Here is a 12,682-nt window from a genome sequence, read left to right as displayed (position 1 = left end):
TTAGCTCACTCCCTATACAGCCAAATCTTTGTCGTCATATATTGAAACCCCATTATTAAGAGTATGTTCTCTAAATAGTTCCATCAAGTCTTTTGTAATAGTACCAGGATTACCATTTCCAATACTTCTTCCATCAACCTTAATAACAGGTATTATCTCTGCAGCAGTACCCGTCAGAAAGCACTCGTCAGACACATAAACATCATGTCTGGTAAAAAGTTCCTCTTTCACCGGATAACCCTTTTCTTCTGCAAGCTCCATAACCGTTTGTCTGGTTATACCATTCAAAATTCCAGCATATGGTGGGGGTGTGTATATCACGCCGTCTTTTATTATAAATACATTATCACCTGAACCTTCCGCTACATAGCCTTCATTATTTATCATTAAAGCTTCTTTCACACCAGCTAAATTAGCTTCTATTTTGACGAGGATATTATTTAAGTAATTAAGAGATTTAATTTTAGGGTTTAATGCTTCATGGGCATTTCTCCTGGTCGCTACTGTTACAACTTCTAGACCGTTTTCATATAAATCGTCAGAGAATAAAGTTATTTTGCTAGCAATTATTACAACTTGAGATTTGGTACAGTTATTAGGGTCTAATCCTAAATCCCCTACCCCTCTTGATACCACAACTCTAATATATGCATCTTTCAATTCGTTTTTCTTGACAGTTTGAGCTATTGCTTTACACATTTCTTCTTCAGTCATATTAATTTCTAGCATAATAGATTTCGCCGACTCAAATAACCTTTTAACATGTTCTTTTAATTTAAATATACGTCCGTTATATGCTCTTATTCCTTCAAAAACACCATCTCCGTAAAGGTATCCATGATCCCAGACGCTAACTTTTGCTTCTTCTTCAGCTACAAACTCACCATTTAAATACACCAGCTTAGACATATATAACCACCCTCCACAAAATTAAAATAAAAAACCTAATTTTGTACTCCCATTTAAAATTACAAAAGCCCTTCATCCCATTTTTATGTGCTAAATAAATTAGCTCAAATAGGGACGAAAGGCTACCAAGCTTTCCGCGGTACCACCCTAATTCCAGTCAAATAATTTTAGACTGGCCCCTCAGGAGATAACGGCTAATGCCGGCTAAACCTAATAACACTATTGTCTTTTCATTTTAAAATGAAAAGACAATTAATACTTTCGGAATAGCTACTCAGAGGCGATCTTCAGAAGATTCCGGTGCCGGTATCTCACCTACTGCCGACTCTCTGTAACCGAAACTAACCTTCTTACTACTCCTCTTCATCGTATTTCAAATATAATTACGTTTTCAATTTTAAATTCTTTGTTTTAATCTTTATTGTCGTATTAAATTTATAAATAATATGATAATATTATTATAAAAAAATTTTGAAGTTGTTTATAAAAATACCCCCAGCGACAGACCCTAAATATTGAAACGGGCTTTAACCGCTTGAGGGCAACACCTAATACAGTGTTTTTTAAAAAGCAGGACATTATACAATAATAACAGCACAAATCAAATAGTTCTTGATTTAGACCAAATTATACGGCCTATTACAGGTAATGTCAAGTAATTGTTACAAATATTTTTTTGTACGATTTCATACTTCTTTGTGAATAATTTCTGCAATCAACTGACCAAGAGCAGCAACGTCTTCTGTATGTAAATAATCCGGGGTTACTTTATCAAATAAAATATTACAATTACCCGGAATTTCGTCATCTCCTTCCCAGAGGTTTATTATTACAGGTACTTTTGGCAGCGCCCAAAAAATTGCACTATAGTCAGCTTTGCCTTCTTGTTTTATACCACCTAGCATAGAACATACATCAGAGAAACTTGTCTTATCCTTTTCATAAGCCTTTAATAGTGGCGATATAGCTTCACGATTAAAGGCAAGCCAGTAACTTTCAGCACCCGGTAGCTCTCGATATGATATATTATTATAGGTCAAATTTTCTCCGCCAGCTCTTGCTAAATAATTAATACATATTAATTGTAAGGTAAAAACCACTAATTTTTCCTGCGATGACAGATATACCTTACCCTCTTTAGGATAAACTTTCAGTTCATCATTAAGTGATTTTACTATATATTTTTCCCCGTCCCATTTAACACCTGCATTTTTTTCGACTTTAAAAGGATCTTTTTGGATTAAATTTTTTTTTGCTACTTCTAAAGCATGTTTATAATTCTTTGGATCTTCACTTTTAGCTAAAGGTATCAATTATATCCTCTCCCTTTTGAGTAACTAAATATTTATTCTGGTGCAAAAAGTCATATGGACAATGTTTTGTTTTTTATTGCAATACATCTTGATGATAAAGACTTTTTGCACCAGAATAAAATTTCAACTACCATACTTTAGCTTTTTCCAGAAGTTTTACGAATTTCGGGCCATATCTAGGTATCATATGTATTTCGTCTTTTTCAACTACCTTTAATCCTAACAGTAAAATCAAATATATTAAAACTCCAAATCCTATAGATAAAATAGTCGCTATATTTTGTGAAAAATTTATATTCATAAGCCAGAAAATAATGATTACAGCTAAAGACATTCCCAGGGAGCTTATTACAGGTTTAATTACATCCGCCATAGGCAAAATTTTAAAGTTCAAATACTTCTTAGCATCCCTATAGTTTAAACCTGTAGCTAATAGGTGTGCAAGTACTGTTCCAAAGGCTGCTCCTTTAACATTAATCTCTGGTATGGAAGTTAAAAAGAAAGTCACAATTAGTTTTATAATAGCACCAATAAATAGATTTTTTACCGGTAACATAGTTTTTCCCATTCCCTGTAATATGCCTGTAGTAGCAAATTTAAGAATTAAAAATAAAATCGCAAAGGATAAATACCTGAGAACTATAGCAGCTTCAGGGTCTCTAGGAAATATCAAATTTATTATAGGTTCAGAAAGTATAAACATACCTAAAGTAGAAGGAAGGCCAATCAATATTGCAAACCTTATTGCAAGTTTGCCTCTATTTTCTGCTTGTTGTCTATAATTTTTTGCCATAGACTCTGATATAGCCGGAACTAAACTCATAGATAAAGCCATTCCTAAAGTACCAGGAAACATAATTAATGGATTTGCATATTGAGTCAAATGAGCAAACATGGCTGTCGCTTCATATTGTGAGATACCAGCACCTGTTAACCTATTTACAACAACCGTTGCATCTATCAAGTTCATTAAGGGCATAATTAAGTTCCCTATAATAATTGGAAATGATAGATAAGCAATCTTTTTAATAATATTAAATGCTTTTTCTTCATTTTGCTCTTCAATTTTGACTTTATTAATTATACTTTCCTTTTTGTTGAGAGGATTTCTTATATAACTTACAAACAAATAGCATAAACCTGTAAAAGAACCAATAACATTACCGAAGGCTGCTCCGGCAGCTGCATACTCTGTCCCAATTGGTAGTAGCAAATATGCAAATAGAATTATACCAGCCACTCTAAGTAGCTGTTCTAATACCTGACTAACCGCAGTTTTAGTCATCTGCTGCATACCTTGAAAATATCCTCGAAATGATGACATTATAGCTACAATAAAAATTGCAGGTGCTACTGCTTGTAGACTTAAATAAGCCCTTGGATCACCCGTTATATTTTCAGCAATATATTCTGCTCCTAAAAATAATATTAAAGTAAAAAGCAACCCTGTAGAAGTAATTGCTACAAAAGCTATTTTAAATACTCTTTTTGCCCCTTTTGGGTCGTTTACTGCTAAATAGCCGCTTATTAGCTTGGAGATTGCTACTGGAATTCCAGCCATAGATAAGGTTAATAAAACCGTATACACAGAATATGCCATTCCATACAATCCCATAACCTGAGTACCAACCATATTAGGTAGTATAAGACGATAAATTAAACCTATTAATTTAGCAATTAATAAAGCAGATCCAAGAACAGCTGTACCTTTAAGTAAAGATTCTTTTTGCATAATTTAAAACTCCCATATATTTTCCCATATATTTTACAAGATAAGTTTGATTCTAGTACAATAATTCTATTCACATAAGTAAAGTATTTGTCATTAGACTTGCTTTCTCATTAAGATGTATTGCAATTAAAAACAAAAATTATTACATAAATAATACTATATCAAAATGTAAAAAATAAAAAAACCTAGATATATTGATTATGAAAAAAAAATCAAAAGAGGAGATTAAGATGGTTAATAAATTATCCTGTTCAAAAGAATGTAAGTTTAAACAAAAAGATGATGACAATAATTCCTATTGTAATTTAAATTCTAATTTAATATATCCTGTAGATATACCTGAATGCCTAAATTATCAATTTGAATATGAATTTGGCACTTATACCTCTTGACATTTAAGAAAATTAAAAAAACCCCAGAAATAACTAATAAGGGGTTCGATTTTGAAGTTGAAATTCGAAAATCACAGGCGAAATCACAAAAAATTCACATGGTAAATCACAAATTTTTCACACTAAAAAAAATGGCAGTTCTCTCATTTTGATAAATGAGAACTGCCATTTTTATTTAAGACACATAAATCAGACAATCTTCCCCGCATTCCTAAGTTAAGTCTTTTCTTACATCAATATGTGACATCAATACCTGCATTTTCTAATTTGGATATTATTTCATCCTCTACTTCGGTTCTTCTAATATCAAGCTCTTCTAAACTATCTGCTTCTGCCAGGTATTCTAATCCTTCATCTGTTACTTCGGTATCATGAAGACTAAGCTCTTCTAAATTATCAAGTTCTGCTAGGTGTTTTATTCCTTCATCTGTTACTTCAGTTCTTCTAAGACTTCTAAGATTAAGGTGTTCCAAATTATCAAATTCTGTCAAGTGTTTTATCCCTTCATCTGTTACTTCGGTTCTTTCAAGATTAAGATATTCTAAACTATCTGCTTCTGCTAATTGTTCTATTCCTTCATCTGTTATTTCGGTTCCGCTAATGTCAAGCTTTTTTAAACTATCATTTTCTGGTAGTTGTTTTACCCCATCGTCTGTTACTTCGGTGAAATGTAACCATTCACTTTTTGCTATGCCAATATAAAGCTCTTTTAAATTATCAGCTTCTGCTAGTGCGTTTACGTCTGTTACTTCGGTTCCTCTAAGATCAAGGTGTTCCAAATTATCAATTTCTGCCAGGTCTTTTGCCAGGTCTTTTATCTCGTCATCTGTTACTTCAGTTCTGCTAAGCTTAAGTTTTTCTAAATTTTCAACTTCTGATAGATGTTTTATTACTTCACCTGTTATTTGGGTATCTTCGAGATCAAGCACTTCCAATATGTCTGCTTTTGCCAGGTATTCTACTCCTTCATTTGTTACTTCGGTTCCTCTAAGATCAAGTTTTTCTAAATTTTCAGCTTCTGCCAGTGGATTCACATTTGTTACTTCGGATTCGTTTTTTCCTCCTGCAACTCTTCGAACTCCTGGAAGAGTAAGATATTCTAAATTGTCAGCTTCTGCCAAATGTTCTACTCCTTTATCTGTTACATTGGTATAAAAAAGATTAAGTTCTTCTAAATTATCAGCTTCCGCCAGATGTTCTACTCCTTTATCTGTTACTTCGGTATGACGAAGGTCAAGCTCTTCTAAATTATCAGCTTCTGCTAGTTGTTTTACCCCGTCATCTGTTACTTCGTTATGACTAAGATCAAGCTCTTCTAAATTGTCAGCTTCCGCCAAATTTTCTACTCCTTTATCTGTTACATTGGTATGAAAAAGATTAAGTTCTTCTAAATCATCAGCTTCTGCTAGTTGCTCTATTCCTTCATCTCTTATATTGGTCCTACCAAGATCAAGTTCTTCTAAATTGACTGCATGCTCAATTCCTTCGATGTTAGTTATATCTTCACCAACTGCATCCAAGACCGTTAAATCCTCAATATTTTCTTTAGTCACTTGATCTACACCTAATTCTTCCTTAATTGCTGCCTCTAAGTTTTCATCAGGAATGTTTACAATTTCAGCAAAACCAGCAACTAATTCTTTGTTTTCTTCAATTTCAAATTCATATTCTTCAGCTTCGCTGACTCTTTCTTCACCCTTATACCAACCTTCAAATTCATAACCCTCTTTAGATTCAACCTCTACTGTAACCTCTTCACCTTCCTCATAAGTGCCTTCGCCCTTAATTTCTCCTGTTTCTTCAGGATCAGCCTGTACTTCTACTTCGTACTCTGGAGTACAACCTGTCATAAAAGCTACTGAAACAAATAAGCATGTGATCAATAATAAATGAAACAATTTTCTTACTGACAAACTATCACCTCACTTCTAACTCTCTAAAATATACCCTGTGACAGGGACATAAATCAGATACTATACATGAATTGTAAACTTCCTCATAAAGAACTAATCATTAATCTCAATAATCTCTCTGTTTTTAAAATCAAATTTATACTCTCCAGATGGTTTGTGTTCTCCTTCCATACCCTCATCAAGTTCTTCACGAACAACAACTTTTAAAACTTCTGTATTTTCCCATTCATGGTCTTTATAAACGTCAAATGGATGTGTTTTGGGAACATGCTGAACAAATGGGTCTTCATAGGAAGACGCTTCAGTAAAACTATAAAGCTCGCCCCGATCAGTAACACTATTTGGTTCAAATACCTGTTCAACGCTTAAATCTTCATTTATGTTTACTACCTGAACATCGACAGTTAAGGGTAATGGGCTTTTTACCCTATAAGTTATATAGTCATCTCCAGGAGATTGGACAAAATCAACCAATATCAAATCCTTCACAGAAAGTTCCTCGAGATCGGTTAATTCTCCCAAAAAACTTATCTCATCGATTTCATTTCCTGCAAGGTTGATTTCTTTAAGATTTGTTAACTCATGTAGTGCTTTAATATCTGTTATCTCATTATTGTTTAAGTTTAACTTCTCTAGTCCAGTAAGTTCAGTTAAAGCGGTTATATCTTGAATTTTATTGCCCGAAAGGTTTAAGTTTTTAAGATTCTCTGCCTTTCCCAAGTTATTCAGATCGCTAATCCCTTCTCTTCTCGCCTCCAAAGATGTTAACTCTTTAATATTTTCTTTAGTCACTTGATTTACACCTAATTCTTGCTTAATAGCTGCTTCTAAATTTTCATCTGGAATGTCTACAGTTTCTGCAAATTCAGCAACTAATTTTTTGTTTTCTTTAACTTCAAATTTATATTCTTGATCTTGACTTAATTCTTCTCCATCTTTTTCCCATTTTTTAAATTCGTATCCATCTTTAGGGTTCGTCTCAACTGCAACCTCATCACCTTCTTCATAAGTTCCTTCGCCCTCAATTTTTCCTGCTTTTTCAGGATCAGCCTGTACCTCTACTTCGTACTCAGTGGCACAACCTACCATAAAAGCTATTGAAACAAACAAGCATGTAATCAATAATAAATGAAATAACCTTCTTACTGACAAACTACCACCTCGCTTCTGACTCTCTAAAATATACTCTGTTAATACAAGAAAATCTTAACAGTCTAAAACTGCCCATAACTACTTTTCAACATTAATGATCAAATTTGTTGTATCCAATTCAAAATAATCTTTCACTTCTGGTGTTATCTCTATTTCGATACTACTACCGTCTGAAATATCTTCGAATTCATAACCTATCCCAAATCCAGTTGCTCCACTTGCAGCTTCTTCATCATAGACTTTTTCTTCATCCAAAATTTCAATATCGTTTAAGTTATATAACCAATTTTCAAATGATCCAATTCCGTGAGCACTAAAATCAGCGTTAGATGCTGGATCTATACTCCCTGAAAAATGTAAAACAAATTCAGAACTGTCAATTGTTATCTCTCCATTGCTTGAAAATTCTTTTTCTTTACTTTTATCATTTTCTGAAACATCAACCTGAAGTGTACCATCCCACAAATTACTTTCATGCTGTAGTTCGTTAATTTTTCCCTCCGATAACACCTCATGAGCCATTACACCTTCAGTTTGAGCCATTTCAAGCAAAACATCTGAATAAAATTCAGCCCTATTAAGTTGACGCTCTTTCGATTCTAACTCTTGTTCTAGATCTTCTATCCTAGACTTTTTTCTAGATAATTCATCTTTAAACTCTTCTTTTGTCTGTTCTTTTTCATTTTTTAAGTGCTCCACTTCTGTTTTTTCTTCTGGAGTACAACCTGTCATAAAAGCTACTGAAACAGATAAGCATGTGATCAATAATAAATGAAATAATCTCTTTCCTGACAAAATACCACCTCACTTTAATTTTTCAAAAAAATTAAGTCCAAATCGGACTATAAAATATCATGCTAACTAATTTTCATCTAATTTTTCTTCATAACCTAGGTTAAATTAAGGAACAGCAATAATCTTATCTTCCCTAATAGCTTCTTTCTTTAGTAATAAAATCCTTTAACACTTTACTTAAAATATAATATATCATTCCAATCAAAAACTTTATCTGCTATGCCAATTCTCATAGCAGGGGTAGTTAAATTTCCTTTTCTATCTTTTTTAGCATCACAAAAGTTATAATATGTCCTTAAAATTGTGGCCAGGTATTGAGCATATTTAGGGTTGTAATTAGAATAAATATAACTTTTTCTATGAGCCCTAGCTGTTAACAGGGGTCTTTCTAACATTGAAACTCTACGACGTAATTCCTGGATAAAATTATCTGTAACTCGGCTATTAACTTGCATTAATAATTTAGCTAATTGCTTGTTATTAAGTCCAGATAAATCAGTTAAAACATCTATAGTTCTATATCCTGCATCGGGGGAAGCTAATGGATGCTCAACAGGATTACCAGCACGAACTATCCGACTATTCCCATCATCATCCAAGAACTCTTCAAAGAAATTATGATGCTCAAGCTGATGTTCCAAGTAATCTTGAGCTATTTGCCAAATAGAAAGCTTTTTGGAAAGGCCACATTCATCTCTCCAGTTCTTTAGCTCAATCTTGGATTCTTGATGTTCCTTAAGTGCTTGACTTAATTGTTTATCATGATCAACTTGGCACAGGAAATAATTAGCATAACCATTTTTAATTTCATCCTTAAATACTCGAAAGATACTATTTTTTAAGCTGCCATCATCATCGTTTATGAAAAACCAATCTTTTACGTTCAATAAGTTTTTCAGCAGCCAAAAATGGGCTATGGCAGTATATCTAGGGGACACATGTAAGCCACTAACATAATCAAATCTGGTATCAAAATTCTTTTTTTCCTGTTTGTATTTTTCTATTTCTTCATCTATATTTGATAAATTTTCTTTATCAAATTTTGTAGGCGGTTGAGGGAAATATGAATGTTCTAGCCTGGCATTTTTTCTTTCACTTTCTTCCATATGATCACATTTATATTTTTTAGTGTCAGCTAATAATTTTTCTCTAGTGGCATCCCAATCATAAGCCAAATCTGCTCGCAAAACATATCCCGAATGAATATCGCCAGATACAATCAAATTTGTTTCCATTCGCTTAAAACTTTCTTTAGTCACTCTATTTCTTCTTTTATTTCCTTTTAATTTATGACGGGAGTTGTTTAAATAGTAAATAAACATGTCAGTGTTAATCCATAATTTATCAAAAAACTTATCAGATAATGGATTAGTTTCAAATTTGCTTAAAAATTCTAAACATCTAAGATATACATATTCTAGCTTGTCATAATAAGTCTGAGAGCTAATATTAAGAATCTCACAAGCTCTTTTAACTGGTACTCTATTAATTAGCATTGATGCTAAGGTTGGCACTATTTCACTTCGCTGCTGGTGATAGGTAAAGGCTTTTTCACGTTCAGGCATCAGAGTAGTAATTTTGTAGCATTCTTTACAGCGAAGTCTTTGAGAATTATATTTGCTTTTGCCATATTTCTGAAAATCTTCAGGGTTATCAAAAGGGTTTGTGTGAGGCTTATTACAAGAATCTTTATGATATTTATATTCTGGCTCAATATCAACTGGTGTGTTTATTGTTACTAATCGCTTTATTTCTTCTGCTGCACTCCAATTAGATACAGGTCTAGTTGCACAATTACCATAAGCACCTGGTACATTGGGATCATTGTTACAAATAATCATTCTACCTCTATCTTCTTTTTCCCAATCTCCATCAATCCTGTATTTGTAGCGTTTTCTACCTCTAGTGCTTAATCTAGAAATTTCACTTTGATTTTCGCCAAACCACCGACAAAATGGATTATTACAATGATTTAACTGAAGGGGGTAAGTTTTGTCTTTATACTTTAATTTCACTGGTGTAAATTGTTCTCTTGTTAAAAACAGTCTATGTTTCTTATTAAAAGCTTTTCTTGACATCTTTTCATAATCTTCTTGTCTTAAATCTACTTTATCTTCAGAAACAGGAGTATCTATTTCTACTATTTGGTCTCTTTTATTAGCAATACGGGTATAAAAATTCATGCCTTATCTTCTTCCTTTTCTTCTTTTAGTATAGTTATATTATCCGTATTACTTGTTGAAACTTCTTCAATATATTTTTTAAAAAGTTTATTATGCCTTCTATTTTTACCCCACTGAATAAAATCTTTATCTTCTTTTAAAATCTCCTCTAAATAATGCTCTACTATTTCATCACGACTACGATTACAATAATTTGCATATAATTCTAATAACTTAACCAAGTGGTTTGGCAATTCTAACTCTACTTTTGTAGTATTCTTTTTTCGAGGCTTTAAAAACCTGATTCCCATTAATAACAGCTCTCCCTTATAGGTTGTCCTATCACCTATATTATACCATATTTACTTTTTTAACGAAATTTTCACATTAAAAATCACAAAAAATTCACGTCAGAAATATTTATTTCTATTGTGTATTATCTTGTGAAAAATTTGTGATTTTTAAGTTATTATAATATTAATTCCTGTTATAATAGTAAAAAGTAGCAGTTAAAATCATGTGATTTAACTGCTACTTTTTTGTGATTTACTTTGTGATTTTAAATTTTCAACTTCAAAATCGAACCCCTTAAAATAACTAAAGGGTCCGGCAAAGACCTACTCTCCCGGGAGCTCTCGCTCCCAGTACCATAGGCGCAGGAGGGCTTAACTTCTGTGTTCGAAATGGGAACAGGTGTGTCTCCTCCGCTATTTTCACCGGACCCTTAGATTCAAAGGTCATATCAATATTACATTGTCTTGTTTTTGGCTTTTTTTCAGGCTGTATCTAGTTCAATTTAAAATCTTTAGGGTTTTTTGCTAATACATCTTGGCGAAGGTATGAGCCTTAGATGTATCAATAAAAGCCGCTTGATTTTTAAATTGAACTAGATACAGCCACATTTATTCTCTGAAAGCTGCACATAGTGTAGATCCAAATTTGAACCGGTAGGTCAAGCCCTCGACCTATTAGTATCAGTCAGCTAAAAGGATTGCTCCCCTTACACCTCTGACCTATCTACCAGATGTTCTATCTGGAGTCTTAACCCTCTGTGAGGGAGGGAGACCTTATCTCGTGGTGGGCTTCGCGCTTAGATGCCTTCAGCGCTTATCCCTTCCAGACTTAGCTACTCAGCTGTGCCCCTGGCGGGACAACTGATACACCAGAGGTCTGTCCGTCCCGGTCCTCTCGTACTAGGGACGGCTCCACTCAAGTCTCCTGCGCCCGCGGCAGATAGGGACCGAACTGTCTCACGACGTTCTGAACCCAGCTCACGTACCGCTTTAATGGGCGAACAACCCAACCCTTGGGACCTGTTCCAGCCCCAGGATGCGATGAGCCGACATCGAGGTGCCAAACCTCCCCGTCGATGTGGACTCTTGGGGGAGATAAGCCTGTTATCCCCGGGGTAGCTTTTATCCGTTGAGCGACGGCTCTTCCACTCGAAATAACCGCCGGATCACTAAGCCCTACTCTCGTACCTGCTCGAGGTGTCCCTCTCGCAGTCAAGCCCCCTTATGCCTTTGCACTCTGCGCGCGGTTTCCAACCGCGCTGAGGGGACCTTTGGGCGCCTCCGTTACTCTTTGGGAGGCGACCGCCCCAGTCAAACTGCCCGCCTGACAATGTCCCAGAACCGGATTACGGCTCGTGGTTAGGATTTCAGTGACACAAGGGTGGTATCCCACGGACGGCTCACCCGAAGCTGGCGCCCCGGGTTCGTAGCCTCCCACCTATCCTGTACATGTGACACCAAAATCCAATATCAAGCTGCAGTAAAGCTCCACGGGGTCTTTCCGTCTTGCCGCGGGTAACCTGCATTTTGACAGGTAGTACAATTTCACCGGGCCCCTTGTCGAGACAGCGCCCAAGTCGTTGCGCCTTTCGTGCGGGTCGGAACTTACCCGACAAGGAATTTCGCTACCTTAGGACCGTTATAGTTACGGCCGCCGTTTACTGGGGCTTAGGTTCGAAGCTTCGCACCATAAGTGCTAACCTCTCCCCTTAACCTTCCAGCACCGGGCAGGCGTCAGCCCCTATACGTCGTCTTTCGACTTAGCAGAGGCCTGTGTTTTTGGTAAACAGTCGCTTGGGCCTGGTCACTGCGACCCCCTCAGGCATACAGCATGTAGCCATACACCTTACGCGGGGTACCCCTTCTCCCGAAGTTACGGGGCTATTTTGCCGAGTTCCTTGACAAGGGTTCGCCCGGACGCCTTAGGATCCTCTCCTCGCCTACCTGTGTCGGTTTGCGGTACGGGCACCATATAACTCGCTAGTGGCTTTTCCTGGCAGTTAGAACACAGCCGCTTCGCT

General features: G+C 35.4%; 9 protein-coding genes, 2 rRNA genes and 1 other annotated feature (1 of these 12 only partly in view). Of the genes, 1 reads left to right on the top strand and 10 read right to left on the bottom strand.

What is annotated here, in order from left to right:
* Positions 1 to 12: 12 nt before the first annotated feature.
* From ilvE to ACONDI_RS14115, 3 genes are all read right to left on the bottom strand, one after another.
* Positions 13 to 909, bottom strand: coding sequence for a branched-chain-amino-acid transaminase (gene ilvE / locus ACONDI_RS14125; protein ID WP_241079183.1), 897 nt, complete (start codon positions 907 to 909; stop codon positions 13 to 15).
* 107 nt (positions 910 to 1,016) lie between these two features.
* Positions 1,017 to 1,285 (bottom strand) — a binding site (T-box leader).
* A gap of 310 nt (positions 1,286 to 1,595) precedes the next feature.
* Positions 1,596 to 2,222 (bottom strand): DUF3786 domain-containing protein, encoded by a 627-nt coding sequence (locus tag ACONDI_RS14120; RefSeq protein ID WP_241079182.1) that lies wholly within the window; start codon positions 2,220 to 2,222, stop codon positions 1,596 to 1,598.
* A 127-nt stretch (positions 2,223 to 2,349) separates the two neighbouring features.
* Positions 2,350 to 3,954 (bottom strand): putative polysaccharide biosynthesis protein, encoded by a 1,605-nt coding sequence (locus ACONDI_RS14115; protein WP_241079181.1) that lies wholly within the window; start codon positions 3,952 to 3,954, stop codon positions 2,350 to 2,352.
* Positions 3,955 to 4,184: 230 nt separating this feature from the next.
* On the opposite strand from ACONDI_RS14115, the gene ACONDI_RS14110 reads away from it, so the two are divergent.
* On the top strand, positions 4,185 to 4,346 hold the full coding sequence (locus ACONDI_RS14110) for a hypothetical protein (protein WP_241079180.1): 162 nt from the start codon (positions 4,185 to 4,187) through the stop codon (positions 4,344 to 4,346).
* 233 nt (positions 4,347 to 4,579) lie between these two features.
* Here the strand turns inward: ACONDI_RS14110 and ACONDI_RS14105 are convergent, their stop codons facing one another.
* From ACONDI_RS14105 to ACONDI_RS14075, 7 genes are all read right to left on the bottom strand, one after another.
* Positions 4,580 to 6,259: a leucine-rich repeat domain-containing protein gene (locus tag ACONDI_RS14105; RefSeq protein WP_241079179.1), complete on the bottom strand. Its 1,680-nt coding sequence runs from the start codon at positions 6,257 to 6,259 to the stop codon at positions 4,580 to 4,582.
* A gap of 93 nt (positions 6,260 to 6,352) precedes the next feature.
* Positions 6,353 to 7,411, bottom strand: coding sequence for a leucine-rich repeat domain-containing protein (locus tag ACONDI_RS14100; RefSeq protein WP_241079178.1), 1,059 nt, complete (start codon positions 7,409 to 7,411; stop codon positions 6,353 to 6,355).
* 78 nt (positions 7,412 to 7,489) lie between these two features.
* Positions 7,490 to 8,206, bottom strand: coding sequence for a hypothetical protein (locus ACONDI_RS14095; protein WP_241079177.1), 717 nt, complete (start codon positions 8,204 to 8,206; stop codon positions 7,490 to 7,492).
* 173 nt (positions 8,207 to 8,379) lie between these two features.
* Complete coding sequence (locus ACONDI_RS14090) at positions 8,380 to 10,389, bottom strand: insertion element protein (RefSeq protein ID WP_241079176.1); 2,010 nt, start codon at positions 10,387 to 10,389, stop codon at positions 8,380 to 8,382.
* Positions 10,386 to 10,679 (bottom strand): hypothetical protein, encoded by a 294-nt coding sequence (locus ACONDI_RS14085; protein ID WP_241079175.1) that lies wholly within the window; start codon positions 10,677 to 10,679, stop codon positions 10,386 to 10,388. Before ACONDI_RS14085 ends, ACONDI_RS14090 begins: the two co-directional genes overlap by 4 nt.
* Positions 10,680 to 10,972: 293 nt before the next feature.
* Positions 10,973 to 11,089 (bottom strand): 5S ribosomal RNA (gene rrf / locus ACONDI_RS14080).
* A 227-nt stretch (positions 11,090 to 11,316) separates the two neighbouring features.
* Positions 11,317 to 12,682, bottom strand: a 23S ribosomal RNA gene (locus ACONDI_RS14075) (it continues 1,837 nt past the right edge of the window).

The organism is Natranaerofaba carboxydovora, assembly GCF_022539405.1.
Lineage (GTDB): Bacteria > Bacillota > Natranaerobiia > Natranaerobiales > Natranaerofabaceae > Natranaerofaba > Natranaerofaba carboxydovora.
Note: the sequence above shows the minus strand (reverse complement) of the source record. Positions and strands in the feature narration are given on the sequence as shown.

Bases quoted from the DNA above. Each gene is read 5' to 3' on its own strand.
- ilvE (WP_241079183.1), bottom strand. From the start codon at position 909: ATGTCTAAGCTGGTGTATTTAAATGGTGAGTTTGTAGCTGAAGAAGAA.
- ACONDI_RS14110 (WP_241079180.1), top strand. From the start codon at position 4,185: ATGGTTAATAAATTATCCTGTTCAAAAGAATGTAAGTTTAAACAAAAA.
- ACONDI_RS14085 (WP_241079175.1), bottom strand. From the start codon at position 10,679: ATGGGAATCAGGTTTTTAAAGCCTCGAAAAAAGAATACTACAAAAGTA.
- ACONDI_RS14115 (WP_241079181.1), bottom strand. From the start codon at position 3,954: ATGCAAAAAGAATCTTTACTTAAAGGTACAGCTGTTCTTGGATCTGCT.
- ACONDI_RS14090 (WP_241079176.1), bottom strand. From the start codon at position 10,389: ATGAATTTTTATACCCGTATTGCTAATAAAAGAGACCAAATAGTAGAA.